Origin of the sequence: Nonomuraea sp. NPDC050680 (assembly GCF_040654555.1) — a bacterium.
Taxonomy (GTDB): domain Bacteria; phylum Actinomycetota; class Actinomycetes; order Streptosporangiales; family Streptosporangiaceae; genus Nonomuraea.
This window is the reverse complement of the sequence record NZ_JBFAIF010000006.1, coordinates 386255-402357: the sequence shown is the minus strand read 5'-3', so window position 1 is coordinate 402357 and position 16103 is coordinate 386255. Positions and strand designations below refer to the sequence as shown.

The following is a 16103-nucleotide window of genomic DNA, read 5'->3' as shown; positions in this document are numbered from 1 at the left end:
AGCTCCCACCAGACTGCTGCGACAGCCCAGCGAGGAGGTCTCACACCTCCTTCGATTCCCAGCGCCTCACGGCGCACCAGCGCCTCGTGGCGCACTACAGCACGGAAGTACCGCAACTGATCCGCAAAGCCGCGCCACGGACTTTATACGATCTATTGGCTCCGGATTCTGTTGATCAGACGAAACCCTCGGCAACGAGCCGTGCACCGTGCTCGTCGATAACGTGCCGCTGACCCGATCCCCCAACGATGCGACACCAACTTTCCACGGTCAGTTCGGTTCGCTCTAGTCGATAGCTGAAACCGCCATACATGCCGGGGACAGCAAACCAGCAGGCTGGGTTCCGCTGCTCGGTGAGTGTTTCCAGCTCGGGAAGGCGTAACTGCTGATCGGTGATCAGATCACCGGCACGGTCGTGAATCAGCGTGTGAAAGTGGCGTTGGATCGAGCTCATGGTCTCGACTGGTAGTTGGTGGCGGATAACTGGCGTGAGCGGTACCAGGAGATGATGGTGTCCCATGCGATCAGCGATGTCGACCGCCTGCTCTCCTTGAGCCGTGCGCAGCATGCGCCAGGCGCCGCTTGCAACCAACTGGTGAGCAATGTCGGCGTCAGCACCGTGCCAGGCGACCTGGTGAAGCGGGGCGTATCGGCTACTGCCGCCGACTCTGCCGCTGTTGATCCAATCAGGGTGTGCTTCGAGCAGATCGAAGACCCTTGGCCAGTCACCGTCACGCGCCGCGTTGGCCAGCTTGTCGCGTCCCTCGATCACCCAATCGCTGTAACTCGACCGCAGAGTGACGCCATCCCACGTCGAAACCTCGTCCTGCCCCATGCGGCACCTATCTGCTCGGCCACCGGAGATACACCAAGCAGTGTGCCAGGACAGGTACACCACTGAATCGCCCCGGTTTCGGTGGAGACTTGATCTCTTGAGAGGATCGAGTCCATGCCAGGTAAGTCTCCCTACCCCGCCGAGCTGCGCCGTCGAGCGGTTCGGATGGTCGCCGAGTTGCGGCCGGATTACCCGACCGAGTGGGCCACGATCAACGCGGTTGCGACCAAGCTCGGTATCGGCACCGCGGAGACGCTGCGCACCTGGGTCCGCCAGGCCCAGATCGACGAGGGCAGCCGGCCCGGCCGCACCACCGACGAGTCGGCCGAGCTGAAGCGGCTGCGCCGCGAGAACGCCGAACTCCGCCGCGCCAACGAGATCCTGAAGGCCGCGTCGACTTTCTTCGCGGCCGAGCTCGACCGGCCACACACGCACTCGTGACCTTCATCGACCAGCACGCCGACGTGTTCGGTGTCGAGCCGATCTGCCGTGTCCTGACCGAACACGGCTGCCCCATCTCCACCAGCACCTACTACGCCGCCAAGAACCGCCCACCCTCGGCCCGCGCCCTGCGCGACGCCGAACTGGACGAGTACATTCAGCGCATCCATGCCGCCAACTACGGCGTCTACGGCGCCCGCAAGATCTGGCATCAACTCCAGCGCGCAGGGCACCGGGTGGCCCGCTGCACCGTCGAACGGCGCATGCGCGCCCTCGGCCTGCAAGGCGCCCGGCGCGGCAAAAAGGTGCGCACCACCATCGCCGACCCCGGCCACGAGCGAGCCGCCGACCGGCTCCAGCGCGACTTCACCACCGACCGTCCCAACGCCGCCTGGGTGGCCGACTTCACGCACGTGGCCGCCTGGTGCGGCGTCGTCTACGTCGCCTTCGTCGTGGACGTCTACTCCCGGACCATCGTCGGGTGGGCCGCCTCGCTGACCAAGCACACCACGCTCGTACTCGACGCTCTGGACATGGCCCTGTGGCGGCGCGAGCGCATCGGTCGGCCGGTCGAACCGGGGCTGATCCACCACAGCGATGCCGGTAGTCAATACACGTCTTTCCGGTTCACCACGCATCTGCTGGCGGCCGGGATCGATGCCTCCATCGGCACCGTCGGCGACGCACTCGACAATGCCCTGATGGAATCGCAGATCGGCCTCTACAAGACCGAGCTGATCAAGCCCCGAGGGCCCTGGCGCAGCCTGGCCGACGTCGAGCTGGCCACCGCCGAATGGGTGGACTGGTTCAACGCCACCCGCCTGCACTCAGCGATCGGACACCTGCCACCAGAGGAGTACGAGGCTCTCTACTACGCTCAACACCAACCCAGCGAACCCGCCGGAATCAACCGTTGAGGTCTCCATCAAAGTCGGGGCGGTTCAGTGAGTGGGCGGTGCCGCTCGGTCTGCACCCCGCGACACCACCAGCGGGGATGCACACGGCGGGAATCTCCACCCGGAGGAGCTCTCGACCGCCAGTCACCGACGCCATACCGCCAGAGTACGACATCCTGTAAGCGCCTGGCTATTCCATGAAGCTCCATGAAGCTACATGATCCGCTTGGGAGGGCCGTGAAGCTCCCTTCTAGCCTTGTAATGTGGCCAGATATGTCGAGCACACCCGTATGTGGGAGTTTGATGAGGATCGTTCCCGCTGGGAGCAGATCCTCGAAGTTCTCCAGGCGCGGATCGACTCAGGGGAGTGGGGACCCAAGTTCAAGATCTCCGAGGTCAAGTTGATGGAGGAGTTCGGCGTCGCCCGCCCTACCATCCGCAAGGCCATGGAGCGCCTCAGAGATGCAGGCAGGGTCTACACCGTCCCCAACCTCGGCAGCTTCGTCACCGCCGAGCACGCGGACGAGTAATCGCCGGCCCATAGTGGCGTGGTGGGCGAGGCGCGAACCCGTCCATCGAGGGCCAGCCTGCATGCGTCTGGGCAACCACCCCGGCCTGGCCGACCTGAGACCTGTTACGGCCCCGGAGCCGTGCCATTGCTAGGCATGCCGCATTCCTGATGTACATCATCACGTACACTGATGGCATGAAGGTGATGACCATGTCCGAATCGCGGGCCAACTACGCCGCCACCCTCGACGCCGTCATCGACGACCAGGAAGAAGTCCTCATCACCCGCCCCGGCGGAGAAGGCGTCGTCATGGTGTCGCAGCGCGAATACGAATCGATGCGCGAGACGCTCTACCTGATGGCCTCTCCCGTCAACCGCAGACGGCTGTCCGAGGCGGTCTCCCGTCTGGAGGCCGGCGGCGGCACAGTCCGCGAACTGGCCGATGAGGACACCACCTCGTGAAGATCCTTTTCGACGAACTCGCCTGGGAGGACTACTGCTACTGGCAGCGAGAAGATCGACGCATCCTCAAAAGGATCAACCAGCTGATCGCCGACATAACTCGAAACGAGAACGAAGGCATCGGCAAGCCGGAGCCGCTGAAGTATGAATGGTCCGGCTACTGGTCCCGGCGCGTCACCTCAGAACACCGGCTCGTCTATCGAGTCAACGACGACACCATCATGATCGCCGCCTGCCGCTATCACTATGAGAAGTAGCCGTCGAGCACGCGGACGAGTAATCGCCGGCCCATAGTGGCGTGGTGGGCGAGGCGCGAACCCGTCCATCGAGGGCCAGCCTGCATGCGTCTGGGCAACCACCCCGGCCTGACCGATCTGAGACCTCCTGTGAGCGTGTTCCAGGTTGGCTCGCGTGACACGGCGGCGCGGCTTTACGAGCCTTTTTCGGGTGCACGGAGACGCACCCGCCTGGCCGTGGTACTGGTGGCGCTTGCCCGGGCTGTCACGAGTGGAACCGCTCCGGCCGGAAGTCCGCGAGCATCTCATCGCTCTTCCCGCTGAGGATCTCCGAAGCAAGCAGCCGGCCGATTACCGGCCCGAGAGTGATGCCGCTGTGGGAAACGGCCTCGTAGTAGCCCGACACAGACGGCACCGCTCCCACCGAGGGGTATCCGTCGGCTGGGATGGGCCGGTTGGCTACCCGTGTCTGTACGATGCGGGAGTCGTCGAGCTCGGGAACGACGTGCCGCGCCGATTCGTGGAGCAGCCGGCCGAATTCCGCTGGATCTTCGCCGGTGTCGATGAGTGCGTCGATCTCGCGGCTGTGGAGGACCATCGAAGCGTCTCCGTCAGGACGGATCTCGATGTGCGGCGCGTGCATGGCTCGGCGAACCGGGACCTGCGCACAGCCGATCCGGGTGACGACGCCGGGTTCCCGGCGCATCGGCAAGTGCCGTGCGATGAGCCCGGCTACGTGGGAGGCGCTGGGGCCTGCCGCGTTCACGATGGTGTCGACGTCGAGACGGCTCCCATCGGATAGGACAACTGTCCGGATGCTCCCGTCGGTACCGGTGCCGATGTCACAGACCGCGGCGCCGAATCGGTGCTCGGCGCCGGACGCAACGGCCTGGCCGACCAGGCGGCCGACGAGATGACGTCCATGCACCCAGGCTTCGTCGGGGTAGAACACGACTGGAGCCTCGCCGGGCATCGTGAGAGCAGGCTCGAGGCGGCGGCGCACCTCGGCCCCCGTGTACACCTCGACCTGGTAGTCCCAGCCAGCCAGCAGTTCGGCTGTTTCCAGGAGCTTCGCCTCGGCTGCGGGACCGTCTGTCCAGCGCAGGTGGCCGCTGGGATGCCACCATGAGTCTGGCCCGATGGTTCTGGCAAGCTCACGGTAGGCTGCCATGCCCGCGACGTTCAGGTCGAAGTAGGACTTGCGCGCGGTCTTGTTGCTGGCATTGACCCACGAGAAAGACCAGTTGGTGACGCCTTCGCCCGGCTGGCCCGCGTCGATGAAGACCACCTTGGCGCCGTGCCGGGACAGGTTCCAGCCCACGCTGGCTCCGAGGACGCCCACTCCGATGACAGCAACACGCTCAGGCCGCTTCACGGATCCGATCCCCACGAACGCCCCTTCCCAGATCACCGGCGAACTCCCACTTCTAGCATGCAAACATGTTATGAACGGGACTGGCAAAGGGTCCGAAATCGGGTGCCGAAGCGGGCGGGCGCGGTGCCGGCTTCTTGGTGATGTCAGGCGATGGCACTGACATTCCCGGGCGGTCGTCTTCCCGGGTGGCGGTGCCTGGCCGGAGCCGGCGGGGCGGCCGAGGAGCGGGCGGCGCAGGTCTCGCGGGTCAGACCTCGGTTCGCCTGGGGACGCCGAAGGCGATGCCGCCGTGAACAACGCGCGCTTGCACCAGACTGCCTTCGACGGTGCCGGCGACGGTGTTGACCACGCCGCCGTCGCTCGCGTTCAGATGCGGCTCGATCTCTCGCCGGAGGCCTCGAAGTTCTGTCTCGAACGCAGGGTCCTCTGTAGCGGCCTGCGCCAGCTCCTGGCGAAGGGCTCTGACCCTCACTTCATTTCCCGGCTCGGCTTCGGCATCGGCGAGTGCGGACTGCGCGGAATCGTGGCCTTCGAATGTACGCCGAACCAACCTGACCAGCGCCTCGAACGCGGCTTGCGACCCTCAGCAAGTCCTTCGGCTGCCTTGGGCGCCATAGTGACCGCGATCATGGCTGCATTTGCTGGTCTGTCATCATGATTCCTGTGGTGCAATTCCTCTTGCATGCAAAGGGAATCCCAGATAGCTATAGATGTGGACCCACGCCGAGAACGTTCGCTCATCGTACATCGATTACACCACCTTCGCTAATGGTAATAGCGGTCACGATCTCTCGGAGGAAATGTCATGACCGGAAAATGGGAACCGGATCCAACTGCATCTTTCCTTCGGCGCATAGGGAAGTCATCCCATGAGCTCGGACAAACGTCCGGCAATTCGAGCTGTCCAGATATCTGGGAACTTGACAATGGTGACGTCGCGGTCATCGGGTCGGACCTTACGGCGCTGTATGAAGGTCGCCTCCCTCATGGGGTCAGCGTCGACCCCGGCGAACGGCTGGTTATCATCCCGCGGAAGACGATCCTGGCGGCGAAGGCAGACATTCCCGATGCCTGATCTGCCCGACGGCGCCGTCAACGAACGAATGGAGCTGGCCGCTACGAATGGAGGTGGGCTCCTATTGCGCTGACTTGAGCGGAGGCGCTCCGCATCGCGGAAGATGCGGACAACCAGATGTACAGGCTCACTGGTTGGTCGAGTTGGGAAATGTGCAGCCCGTGATCACGACCCATGAGCGCGTACATCCGCACCTGGTTGTGCACTTCTCGCGCTGACCGAGACCAGTCCACTACCGAGAACCCCGGCTCGATGAATCCGGCGGTGGATCTGCCGGCCTCATTCTGCGGCACTCCGGGAACACGCCGTACCACCTGATCCATGGCGCTGGTGAGCAGGTCGGTCGGCCAGAGCGCGACCGGTTCGATGGTCTCCCACTCGGCGTCACTCATGTCGATGGGGTGTAGCGGCGTGCCCGGACCACGCCGAAAGGAAAGGATCCCCAGGAGCGGTCGGAAAATCATCCGAAGCGGGCGAGGTCCTCGACATATATAAGGATCCGCTCCGCGACGAACCAGACGGACACAGCCGCCGAGAAGGCCAGAGTCTGGGCCATGAGCATCCTGCCGACGATCCCCGCTCTGGAGAACGAGCAGTGATAAGCGAAGAGCAGGGCGGCGATGGGAGGCAGGACGAGTGCCGCCTCCAGGAGGTTGACGTGCCACCCCCTGGCACAGGTGTTACCACCGCACACCCCGGCCCAGCCGATCTCGACGAGACCGAGGAACGCGATCACCAACATGGCGACCGCACCTATGCTGGCCACGATGATCAGCACGAGGCGCTGCTGCGACGTGATCAGCATTTGGTAGTTGGGAGCGCTGTGCGGTGTCAATCGTCGCCCTCCGATGAGCTCGTGATCGCTACTGTCTCCATCCCGACATCGATCATGCTCCCACTTGAGACCCGATGCCCAGGCTGCGGCGCCGATAAGCAGCGCGGCCGGGACGCGGCTATTACCAGCGAACACGCCGCTCATCGAGCGTCAAACCCGGTCAGATCCTCGACATGCCGGGGTCGCAGGCCCGGATGGGACTGCTATCCGACCGGCGTGAATGGGTTCACCTCGAAGATCGCGGAGTCGGCCACGCAATCCTTCGGGAGTTTCAGGCCGGGCTTCCGATCGACGTATCCTCCGCTGATCCGCACGTCGGTGCCTTCCAGGAGCACGGGTCCGTTGCCTGGCAGGCGTGCGCCTCGCTTCCCGTTCTCCAGGAGCGGCTCGGTGCCCTCCGGCCAGAGGGGCACGACGATGTCCGGGTTCTTGACCACCAGGCACTTGGTCGCCGATATGTAGACGAGTTTCCCCGTGAGAAGGGCCTGCATTCCGATCTCGGAATGGTGGTGGATCAGAATCTGCGGGTCACGGCCTGCAACGGTGATGCGATTCGGATCGGATCCGCCGCTGGCGCCACAGCCGACCGCGGCGGCAACGATCGCGGGTAACGCCAGCCAGCTCATTATCCTTTTGATGCGTGGCTCCCTAACGTAGGACTGTGCGTTCGGGGTTGATTCTGCCCCCGAACGACAGCGTGAACGGGCCACGGCTCCAGGCCGCGATGCCATAGCTTGACGAGTACTGGCCAAAGTTGCTGGTGATGCAGTCGCCCTGCGTCGGGAGTCAACACCCAGGTGGCTATTCAGGCGTCAAGCGAGGAGTGCGGTGAAGCGCTGGTTATGGCGCCTGACGGTCTCGGCCGTCGTGGCGCTTTCAGGAATGGCCGGGCCGGTCGTGGCCGCCGAGGCGGTGCCGAGCTCGGAGATCAACTTCAGCGACGACTGGGAGATCGCTGTCTTCCTGTGTACGCCGTCCGCGGACGGGTGTCACAAGCGGTACGCCACGGCGAAGCAGAGGCGGGACGTCGGGACGTTCCTGAAGTCCGCGCCTAAGGTGACCGAGGTGCGCTTCGTGAGCCGGGCAGCGGCGGACGCGAGCTTCCGCCAGGAGTTCGCCGGCCAGAAGAAGGTGCTGGCGAGCGTGCGTGCCAAAGACCTGCCGGAGTCGTTCCGCGTGCGGGTGTCGGGAGGGGCCGACCGAACCCGGATCGTGCTCTCGGCGAACCGGCGGCCAGGGGTAGGGCTCGCCGTCGACCAGGCGAAGAATCGCGTCGAGGCTGCGTTGAAGCCGGAAATATCCGTATTTCTATGCATGAAGGGCTCGGATTGGCCTGCCTGTCTGCATGGACGGGGCAAGGCGAACAAGTCGGCGGCCACGGTCAAAGAGAAGAAGGCGATCGTCGCCGTCATCGAGCGGACCCCCGGGCTCGAATCGTACGTATACGAAGATCAGCGGACGGCGTACCGGAACTTCGTCAAGACGTTCGCGGACAACAAAGCACTCATCTCAGCCACCAGGGTGTCGGACATGCCCGAGTCCTACCGGCTGTCGATGCAGCCCAAAACCGACACTGACTCACCGAGTCGTCGGCTGGCGCGGATGCCGGGGGTGAGCGAGGCGTACGACGTGCGGTGCCTGTTCCAGAAGGCCCGACTGTGGTCAGAATATGGGCTCCAGAAACTCGGGACCCAATGCGGGTAAGAGCCCCCGCCAAGAACTACAGCCACTGCCGCAAGCTAGCCGGCAGGGCGGTAGACGGCGGCGGCGACTTGCCGGAATGAGCGGATGAGCGGGCTGGAGTCGGTGCTGTTCCAAGCGACCACGAGACGGCTGGGCGGCATGTCGACCAGCGGAACCGCGACGAGACCTTCCGGAAGGGCGTGGGTGAGCGTGGTCAGCCCAACTGTGCCGTTCCACAGAACCGCCTGAAGACACTCGTGAACGGTTCGCACCACCGGACCGTCCTGGCCCAGGCCCACGGGGTGGCTCCAGAACGCCCGCCAGACCGGGTCGGTGCCTTCGGGCAGCTGGAACCAGCGGCGGTCGGCGAGGTCGTGCAGGCGCAGGCGGTCACGGCCGGCCAGTGGGTCGTCGGCGCGGAGGACCACTCCGACCGGGTCGGAGCGCAGGACGTGCGTGGTGATACCGGTTTCGTCGAAGGGTGCCCGGGTGAGGGCGACATCGACCAGGCCGGAGCGCAGCCCGGTGGTCGGATCGGTGAAGTCGGCTTCGCGGATGCGGACGTCCAGCCCTGGATGGCGCCGGCGAAAGGCGGCGGCGAGTTGGTTGCCCGCCTGTTCGGCGCTGTCGGCGAGGGTGCCGATGGTCATGGTGGCCGTGCCGGCTGCGGCGGCGACCCTGGTGCGTGCCTGATCGGCCTGCTCCAGCAGGGTGCGCGCCTCGTCGTAGAGTGCTGCTCCGGCCGGCGTGAGCGAGACCCCGGCGGGTGATCGGTGCAGCAGGACGGCGCCGAGGTCGGTCTCCAGCTGCTTGATGGCCCTGCTCAGGGGCGGCTGTGTCATGTGCAGGCGGATGGCGGCGCGGCCGAAGTGGAGCTCTTCGGCGACGGCCACGAAGTAGCGCAGCGTGCGTAGGTCCATCAGCGGCGACGATACCCGTACGGCATCGGGCCTGCGGAATCGGTGTTGGACGCCTCCTAGCGTCTCGCGGTGGAGTGGTGAGGCCGAAACTGCCGCTTCCAAGGAGTCCGTATGGCCGAATTTGTGTTGCCCGACCCCGTTGTACAGGTCACGGACGTACAGGAGCTCGCCCGCGATCTGGTGGTGATTCCGAACCGGCGGGTGCCGCTGGTGCCGAACATCGGTCTTATCGGCGGTACGCATTCGGTCCTTGTCGTCGATACCGGTATGGGCACGGCGAACGCCGAAACCGTGCTCAAGTTCGCGGCCGACTTCGCTGACGGGCGCACGCTGTACCTGACCACGACGCATTTTCATCCCGAGCACGCGTTCGGCGCTCAGGTGTTCGCGGAGGAGGCGACGTTCCTGATCAACCGGGCGCAGGCCGAGGACCTGAAGGTGAAGGGGCCTGGCTATATCGAGATGTTCAAGGGGCTCGGAGAGTCGGTCGCGCGCCGGCTTGAGGGCGTGCGATTGGCGACTCCCGACGTCGTCTACGACCATGAGCACGACCTGGACCTGGGCGGTCGGGTGGTGCGGTTGCGGGCCACCGGCCGGGCCCACAGCAAAGGCGATCAGGTGATCACGGTCCCGGACGCGGGGGTGATGTTCACCGGCGATCTGGTGGAGGCCGGGCAGTTCGCCATCTTCCCCTGGTTCCCGCCGCATGACACCGATGTGTCGGGCACCCGCTGGCTGGCGGTGATGGAGCGGCTGGCCGCCGAAAGCCCGCAGGTGGTGGTGCCCGGCCATGGCGATGTGGGCGGCCCTCAGCTCCTGGCCGACGTACGGGACTACCTTCGGTTGCTGCGTGATGAGACCTGGGTACGCCGCGACTCGGCCATGAGTGAGGAGACGATCGCCGAAGAAGTGGCCGCCCTGATGATCGCGCGGCATCCGGAGTGGGACGGCCAGGAGTGGATCGAGAAGGGGGTCGGCTGTCTGTGCTCGGAGCACACCGCCTAGGCGGCGCGCTTGGGCAGCAGCGCCTCGGCTAGTCGGCGCCACTGCGGCATGGCCGACTGGCCGGGTTCGATGCCGAGAACCTGGATGCCGACGTGGTCGGCGCCGGCGTCCAGGTGGTCGTGCAGCTTGCCGACGATCGTGTCGAGGTCGCCCCAGTACACGAGGTCGTCGACGAGCCGGTCGCTGCCACGGCCGCCGTCGATGTCGGCCTCGGTGTAGCCCAGGCGGAGGAACTTGGCGATGTTGTACTTCGTCGTGAAATACACGTGCAGATGCTCGCGCGCGATCGCCCGCGCCTTGTCCGGGTCGCTTTCCAGGAGCACTGCCTGCTCGACGCCGAGGAACGGACTGTCGCCCAGCACCTCCCGCGCCTGCGCCGTGTGCCGCACCGTCACGTGGTAGGTATGAGCGCCTTCGGACCGATCGCGGGCCATCTCCAGCATCTTCGGTCCGTACGCCGCCAGCAGGCGTCGCATCGGCGCCCGCGGCGCGGGATTGGCGCTCGTGGTCGCGTCCATCTCATCCAGATAGTCGCTCATCGCCTGCAGCGGCTTGGTTCCGGGCCGCTCGCCCCCGAAGCCGAGGCCGAGCAGGTGGCGATCCGGGTAGGCGTCGGCCAGGAGCAACGCCGCTCCCTGGGTCCACCGCGGCTCGCGGGACCAGATCCCCGCGATGCCGTTGATGACGCTGATGCGTTCGGTGCACGACAGCAGGAATCCGGCGTGCGTCATCGCCTCACGTCCGTCCAGCTCCGGGATCCAGAACGCCGGCCAGCCGAGCTCTTCGAGCTCCTGGATGGACTCCCGCATCATGCTCGCGGGCTGGTCTTCGAAGTCGAACGTCCAGACCCCGAAGCGCCCCAGATCCATTCCATCGATCGCGCCCATGTCTCCTCCTGCTATCCGACGGTACGGAACCGCCTCGCCCATGACCAGGAACGCAGCGAAGTATCGCATATTGTCGATATGAGGTAAAACGCCGGGCCTGCTAGGGGCGTTTGGTGAGTCGTTAGAGCGAGCGTCCCAGCACGTCGACGAGCTGGGCGATGCGCTTCTCATCACGCCGGTAGTGCGTCCACTTCCCGACGCGAGTGGCGCGGACCAGCCCGGCACGCTGCAACGACGCCATGTAGGCGGAGACGGTCGACTGCGCGAGCCCGGTCTTGGCCTGGATGTGGCTCACGCACACGCCGACCTCGTGCGGGTCCGCGATCGCCTGCTCCATCGGGAAATGGTGCTCGGGGTCGCGCAACCACTGGAGCACCTGGAGCCGTACGGGGTTGGCGAGCGCCTTGAACACGTCAACCAGCTGCGCGGAGGCGTCTTGTGAGGGTTCGGCGTGTGTCGTCATAGGTCGTCGAGCCGATTATAGGGTCAAATCACGAGGAAGTGCCGGGAGAGGTCCTCGCCCGGTCACAGCGTCAATCGGGCGGGATGCCTGTCTGGCGGAGCGAGGTTACCGACAAACGCGCCATGACGTGATCTCGGAGGCGGTGATCACACGGCCCGCACCGCTGGGGCGGCTGCGGTGGCGTCCATCCCGGTGGCCTTCTGCAGTTCGACCCGTCCTGGACCGTCGGCCGCTGTCGCGAGATATGCCAGCAGCGGCCAGGCGCCCACTCCGGCCATGACGACCGACTCGCCGGAGCAGGTCGTCGCCCAGCGGGCGGTCAGCGCGTTCACCGCGGCCGCCAGATCCCTCTGCGATCTATCGTTGAGCGACACTGCCATCCCACGGTGAAACGACGATCAGGACACGTGATCGTCCCACCGGCGCGACGACGAGGCAACGCCAATACGGCGCCACGACATCGCCACCGTTTCTGTTCCGCGCGGGCCAGTCAGACCTACGGATCCTGGTGCTTCTCCTGCGGAATGCCGGCCGAGCAGGTCGACATCAACGCCGAATACATCAGGGAGGTCGCCGCTGGCAGGAACAACATCGAGCCCCGCTACGGTCTGATGTACGACTACACCTTCCAGCTCTTCACCACAGCCTGGGACCATGCCTAGGCCCGGCAACCGTGGTTGAGGCGATCGACGCTGAAGGCCCCCTTCCTGAGGACCTCGCACTCAAGTACGACGCATTCCCCCGCTTCTCGTGGCTCCGGAACTTGACCGGGCTGCAACAGAAGGTTAGGCATTCGAGTCGTCTCGGCCACGCACGCAAGAAGGCCCTCGGGGGAGGGGGATTCCTCGGAGGCGTTCTTCAGCTCCCCTGATGGGAGAGGCGAGGGTGCGTCAATCTATCCAGGTAACGCGAACGATCAGCACAAGGCCCAGATGCTCCGCGACGATGAAGTGGAGGAACCCACGGCCGCCGAACAGATCGAGGGTTCGAAGACCTCCCCCATGCAGCGGGCCTCTACCGGCGCGGATCGCGTCCCCTTCCAGGACCGCGAGTTGGTCGGCAAGCCGCTCAACCTCAAGGATGACGGTCGGCGGGAGCCCAGTTATGACATGCTCGGCGTCGGGGTTGTACTCCAGGTCCAGGCGTCACTCACCGACGACCTCTCGGCGCGCGGCTGTCGTGATCTCGGTGATTTCGGCCAACGCCGCACCCAACTTGACTGTGGCGGTGGCCGCGGCGACTTCTGCCTCCAACGCCTGCAGGCGGGCCGCTCGGGCAGGACGGCGCTGAATCGCTACGAACTCGCCCCATTGCTGCAAGAAGTTCTGCAGAGGTGCGACGGTGCTCTGCCGCGCCGCCTGCTCTGTCGCCTGGTCGAGATGGTCAACAAACTGGCCGAGGTAGGCGGGAGCGATCTGAGCAACTGCCACCCGGAGAGCAGCGGTGGTCAATGGCGGGCGAGGGATCAGCGCCTCGCCGTCCTGATGCGGGGTGGACACCGTTGGCCTCCAAGCTGTACATCTGCACGCTACCAAGACCGCTGCCCCCTTTCCATCCGGCCTTCCGGTCCGACTCAGGCGTCAAGACCGTGCCGCCGGACGATCGGCACACAGAGCCATTCCTTCCGCCGGGTAGACCAAGCACAAGAAAACGGAAAGGCGAGAGTCCGGCGAGACCGAGAGCGGAGGTAAAAGTATCGATCTTGCTGACGCTGTTGCAAACAACGTCCCCGGTCCTCGGTGTACGCCCCTGGAAGATGATCAAGCCGGAGAAGTCGCTGAGCGGGCACTTCTGACACTGGTAGACATCCGTGGACGACCTCGAAGTGGCTACTGGTCAGAAGGTAGCTGGTCGGTTCGGCTCCAGATCTGCGTGCATCGGGGGAGGTCTTCGATGCCGCCGCCTTCCGGGATCATGCCCCAGAGGAAGGGGATCAGGTATTGCGGCGGTTCGCCCAGGAGGCCGGGCAGTTCGTCCTCGGTGACGGTGAGGGTGAACGGCGTGCCCCGTTGGCCGGAGTTCCAGCCCTGTTCGAGGGCTCGCTGGACGCATCCGGCGACGAGGACGGGGCGGATGGCGATTGTTCGCTCGCCCTGCCAGTTGTCCGGCCGGGCGCAGGGGAGAGACACGACAAGAACGTTCCCCGGCTCCTCGGCCCGCTCAACGGTGAAGGTGAGAGGAGACCAGTTGTCGTCCTGGCGGTGGGTGGGCTTGTGGCGGACCCGCCAGCGGAAGGCGGCGTCGCCGACGGTGATGAGCCGTGATCCCTTCTTGGGCATCGCCACAGCAGCCTCAAGCTCCGTTCCTGGTCCGTCGCCGCTCCGTGGGAGTGCCGGAATCGGCTTGATGGGGGCGTACGAGAAGTGATGCGAGACGTCGGGCAGCATAGTCGCCGCTCAGCGACCAGATCGAGCTGTTTGTCGGGCGGCGGTGGTTGCTGATCGGCGAAACGACCGCTGTGGGTCAGTGCTCCATGGGTACGCCGACGCCGCTGAAGAAGTCGACCATGGCGCGCGGTGAGTCCTGGGCGAAGCACATGTCCAGGCCCCGGGCGGACCCTTCGGCCGAGGCGGCCGCGCGGGGGAACATGGCTGTCTCGTACTGGGTCAGCGCGGCCTCCACGTCGTCCTTGTGGGCGACGATGGCCAGCGCCAGCTCGGCGCCGTCGAGCAGGGCGAGGTTGGCCCCCTCGCCGGCGTACGGCGACATCACATGCGCGGCGTCGCCCACCAGCGTCACGCCGGGGGTCCGGGGCCAGGAGTGGCCGGTCGGCAGGGCGTAGATCAGTCGCGGGACGATCGTGTCGTCACAGTTGCGGATGAGGTCGGTCAGTTCGGTGCTCCAGCCGGCGAACTCCTTGAGCAGGGCTTCGCGGGCGGCGGGCGCGTTGGACCAGTCGACGCCGCGAGTGGTCGTCCAGTCCTGCGGCACCCGTAGCGAGGCCCCCAGGTGAAGGTCGGTGCCGCCGTGGCCCATCAGGGCCTTGTCGTCGGACAGGGCGAACATGATGCCGGGACCGACGAGGGTGGCCAATTCAGGGTGGCGGATCGCGACATCGGAGAGGTGCAGCTCCAGGTAGGAGATTCCGCAGTATTGCGGGGTGGCTGCCGAGACCAAGGGGCGTACCTTGGACCAGGTGCCGTCCGCGCCGACCAGCAGGTCGGCGGTGGTGCTGCTGCCGTTGGCGAAGGTCAGCCCGTGTCGGCCGTCGGCGAGCCGGCGGGCCGCGGTGACCCGGTGGCCCCAGGCGATGCGGCCGGGGTCGAGGGATTCGATGAGCAGGTTGCGCAATGTGGTCCGGTCAATTTCGGGGCGCCCGCCATAGCCGCCCTCGGGCTCGTGGTGGATGAAGACCGTGCCCGCTTTGTCCAGGACGCGCAGGGTCTCGCCCTGTGGGTGGGTGAGCTGGTGGAACTGCTCGTAGAGGCCGGCTTCGCGCAGCGCGTACTGGCCGGACTCCTCGTGCATGTCGAGGACGCCGCCCTGGCTGCGGGCATCGGCGGACGACTCGCCCTCGTACACGGTGGACTCGATGCCGTGCATCTGCAGGACACGGGCCAGGACCAGGCCACTGAGGCCGGCGCCGACGATCGCGATGGAACGTGCGGACATGGTGGCTCCTATGTGGGAGGGGTGCGGGAGATGGCGGCGAGGATCCCGTCGACCAGGACGTGGAACGCCCAGTCGGAGCGGCTGGCCCCGTCGCCCGAGATGAGCTCGTCGCCGAGTCCGGCGATGTGCGGGTAGCGAGCTGGATCGGCGGCGGCGATCTGCGCGCCCAGCGCGGAAAGATCGGCGGCCTCCTGGGCTGCCGATCTCGCGCCGCTGTGTTCGACGGCGACCGCGGTCGGATACAGCAGCAGAAGGTCCAGGCCCCACGCCGCCGCCCGGCCGGTCACGCCGCCTTCGCCGAGCAAGGCGAGGACCGCCTCGACCAGCGCCATGTAGTGGGGGCCGCTGGGTTGGGTGGAGAGCGCCATCCTGGCGATCTCCGGATAGTGGAACAGCACGTCGCGGTAGCTGTTCAGCACGGCCTTGAGGCGGTCGCGCCAGGTCCCGGCGTCGGGGGCGGGCACCGTGATCGAGCCCAGCAGGGCGTCGAGGATCTGGGCGTGCAGGTCCTCGGTGTTGCGGACGTAGACGTAGAGCGAGGCGGGCCCGGTGTCGAGGGTGGTGGCGATACGGCGCATCGTCACCTTGTGCAGGCCCTCGTCGCGCATGATCGCCAGCGCGGCGTCGATGATCCCCTGCCTGGTCAACGCGGGTTTGGCTGGGCGTTCCCGTCGGCTGTGGGGAGGCTGTTGGGCGCTGTCGTTCGTGCTCATGGAGAGCAAAGTATCACGAACGCGTTCGTAACGAACGCGTTCGTGATAGTCGGGGAGCTCTCGTGTGCTCTTTGATCAACGTCTCGCCCGCGTGTTCCTGGGCGAAGTGACTGATCTACAGAAGTACACTTCTGGGAAACATACTTCTGTAAGT

General features: G+C 65.8%; 22 protein-coding genes. 9 read left to right on the top strand and 13 right to left on the bottom strand.

Going from position 1 to position 16103, the window contains the following annotated elements; translation table 11 throughout:
• Positions 1-175: 175 nt before the first annotated feature.
• Positions 176-835 (bottom strand): hypothetical protein, encoded by a 660-nt coding sequence (locus AB0H88_RS24365; RefSeq protein WP_357648025.1) that lies wholly within the window; start codon positions 833-835, stop codon positions 176-178.
• Positions 836-949: 114 nt separating this feature from the next.
• On the opposite strand from AB0H88_RS24365, the gene AB0H88_RS24360 reads away from it, so the two are divergent.
• The 4 genes from AB0H88_RS24360 to AB0H88_RS24345 all read left to right on the top strand — a co-directional run bounded on the left by AB0H88_RS24360 (position 950) and on the right by AB0H88_RS24345 (position 3402).
• Positions 950-2193, top strand: a protein-coding gene (locus AB0H88_RS24360; protein WP_357648023.1) for an IS3 family transposase whose coding sequence is annotated in 2 segments (ribosomal slippage) — positions 950-1232 and positions 1232-2193 — 1245 coding nt in all. Because the reading frame shifts where the segments join, the coding sequence is not laid out codon by codon here.
• A gap of 242 nt (positions 2194-2435) precedes the next feature.
• Positions 2436-2702: a winged helix-turn-helix domain-containing protein gene (locus AB0H88_RS24355; RefSeq protein WP_357648021.1), complete on the top strand. Its 267-nt coding sequence runs from the start codon at positions 2436-2438 to the stop codon at positions 2700-2702.
• 176 nt (positions 2703-2878) lie between these two features.
• Entirely contained in the window at positions 2879-3145 is a 267-nt protein-coding gene (locus tag AB0H88_RS24350; RefSeq protein ID WP_357648019.1) for a type II toxin-antitoxin system prevent-host-death family antitoxin, read from the top strand.
• A complete protein-coding gene (locus AB0H88_RS24345) occupies positions 3142-3402 on the top strand; it encodes a Txe/YoeB family addiction module toxin (RefSeq protein ID WP_357648017.1) in 261 nt (86 codons plus the stop codon). Before AB0H88_RS24350 ends, AB0H88_RS24345 begins: the two co-directional genes overlap by 4 nt.
• A gap of 244 nt (positions 3403-3646) precedes the next feature.
• Here the strand turns inward: AB0H88_RS24345 and AB0H88_RS24340 are convergent, their stop codons facing one another.
• Complete coding sequence (locus tag AB0H88_RS24340) at positions 3647-4792, bottom strand: FAD-dependent oxidoreductase (RefSeq protein ID WP_357648015.1); 1146 nt, start codon at positions 4790-4792, stop codon at positions 3647-3649.
• Positions 4793-5045: 253 nt separating this feature from the next.
• On the opposite strand from AB0H88_RS24340, the gene AB0H88_RS24335 reads away from it, so the two are divergent.
• A complete protein-coding gene (locus AB0H88_RS24335; protein ID WP_357648013.1) occupies positions 5046-5414 on the top strand; it encodes a hypothetical protein in 369 nt (122 codons plus the stop codon).
• 147 nt (positions 5415-5561) lie between these two features.
• Positions 5562-5831, top strand: coding sequence for a hypothetical protein (locus tag AB0H88_RS24330; protein ID WP_357648011.1), 270 nt, complete (start codon positions 5562-5564; stop codon positions 5829-5831).
• Between the two features lie 41 nt (positions 5832-5872).
• Here AB0H88_RS24330 and AB0H88_RS24325 read toward each other — a convergent pair whose 3' ends face one another.
• From AB0H88_RS24325 to AB0H88_RS24315, 3 genes are all read right to left on the bottom strand, one after another.
• Entirely contained in the window at positions 5873-6223 is a 351-nt protein-coding gene (locus AB0H88_RS24325; protein ID WP_357648009.1) for a hypothetical protein, read from the bottom strand.
• A gap of 68 nt (positions 6224-6291) precedes the next feature.
• On the bottom strand, positions 6292-6636 hold the full coding sequence (locus tag AB0H88_RS24320) for a hypothetical protein (protein WP_357648007.1): 345 nt from the start codon (positions 6634-6636) through the stop codon (positions 6292-6294).
• Positions 6637-6869: 233 nt separating this feature from the next.
• Positions 6870-7292, bottom strand: a complete 423-nt coding sequence (locus AB0H88_RS24315; RefSeq protein ID WP_357648005.1) for a hypothetical protein — start codon at positions 7290-7292, stop codon at positions 6870-6872.
• 202 nt (positions 7293-7494) lie between these two features.
• On the opposite strand from AB0H88_RS24315, the gene AB0H88_RS24310 reads away from it, so the two are divergent.
• On the top strand, positions 7495-8370 hold the full coding sequence (locus AB0H88_RS24310) for a permease-like cell division protein FtsX (protein ID WP_357648003.1): 876 nt from the start codon (positions 7495-7497) through the stop codon (positions 8368-8370).
• A 35-nt stretch (positions 8371-8405) separates the two neighbouring features.
• Here AB0H88_RS24310 and AB0H88_RS24305 read toward each other — a convergent pair whose 3' ends face one another.
• On the bottom strand, positions 8406-9269 hold the full coding sequence (locus AB0H88_RS24305; protein ID WP_357648002.1) for a LysR substrate-binding domain-containing protein: 864 nt from the start codon (positions 9267-9269) through the stop codon (positions 8406-8408).
• Between the two features lie 111 nt (positions 9270-9380).
• Here AB0H88_RS24305 and AB0H88_RS24300 point away from each other — a divergent pair, with 111 nt between their 5' ends.
• Positions 9381-10274, top strand: a complete 894-nt coding sequence (locus tag AB0H88_RS24300) for an MBL fold metallo-hydrolase (protein WP_357648000.1) — start codon at positions 9381-9383, stop codon at positions 10272-10274.
• Here the strand turns inward: AB0H88_RS24300 and AB0H88_RS24295 are convergent.
• The 3 genes from AB0H88_RS24295 to AB0H88_RS24285 form a co-directional block, all read right to left on the bottom strand.
• Positions 10271-11161, bottom strand: a complete 891-nt coding sequence (locus AB0H88_RS24295) for a TIGR03620 family F420-dependent LLM class oxidoreductase (RefSeq protein WP_357647998.1) — start codon at positions 11159-11161, stop codon at positions 10271-10273. The genes AB0H88_RS24300 and AB0H88_RS24295 overlap by 4 nt on opposite strands.
• A gap of 121 nt (positions 11162-11282) precedes the next feature.
• Positions 11283-11624 (bottom strand): metalloregulator ArsR/SmtB family transcription factor, encoded by a 342-nt coding sequence (locus AB0H88_RS24290; protein ID WP_357647996.1) that lies wholly within the window; start codon positions 11622-11624, stop codon positions 11283-11285.
• A gap of 146 nt (positions 11625-11770) precedes the next feature.
• On the bottom strand, positions 11771-11998 hold the full coding sequence (locus tag AB0H88_RS24285; RefSeq protein ID WP_357647994.1) for a hypothetical protein: 228 nt from the start codon (positions 11996-11998) through the stop codon (positions 11771-11773).
• Between the two features lie 150 nt (positions 11999-12148).
• On the opposite strand from AB0H88_RS24285, the gene AB0H88_RS24280 reads away from it, so the two are divergent.
• Positions 12149-12286, top strand: a complete 138-nt coding sequence (locus AB0H88_RS24280) for a hypothetical protein (protein WP_357647992.1) — start codon at positions 12149-12151, stop codon at positions 12284-12286.
• Between the two features lie 483 nt (positions 12287-12769).
• Here AB0H88_RS24280 and AB0H88_RS24275 read toward each other — a convergent pair whose 3' ends face one another.
• The 4 genes from AB0H88_RS24275 to AB0H88_RS24260 all read right to left on the bottom strand — a co-directional run bounded on the left by AB0H88_RS24275 (position 12770) and on the right by AB0H88_RS24260 (position 15949).
• On the bottom strand, positions 12770-13123 hold the full coding sequence (locus AB0H88_RS24275; RefSeq protein WP_357647990.1) for a hypothetical protein: 354 nt from the start codon (positions 13121-13123) through the stop codon (positions 12770-12772).
• A 330-nt stretch (positions 13124-13453) separates the two neighbouring features.
• Positions 13454-13903, bottom strand: a complete 450-nt coding sequence (locus AB0H88_RS24270; RefSeq protein WP_357647988.1) for a hypothetical protein — start codon at positions 13901-13903, stop codon at positions 13454-13456.
• A gap of 184 nt (positions 13904-14087) precedes the next feature.
• A complete protein-coding gene (locus AB0H88_RS24265; protein ID WP_357647986.1) occupies positions 14088-15236 on the bottom strand; it encodes an NAD(P)/FAD-dependent oxidoreductase in 1149 nt (382 codons plus the stop codon).
• Between the two features lie 8 nt (positions 15237-15244).
• Positions 15245-15949 (bottom strand): TetR/AcrR family transcriptional regulator, encoded by a 705-nt coding sequence (locus tag AB0H88_RS24260; protein WP_357647984.1) that lies wholly within the window; start codon positions 15947-15949, stop codon positions 15245-15247.
• Between the last annotated feature and the right edge of the window lie 154 nt (positions 15950-16103).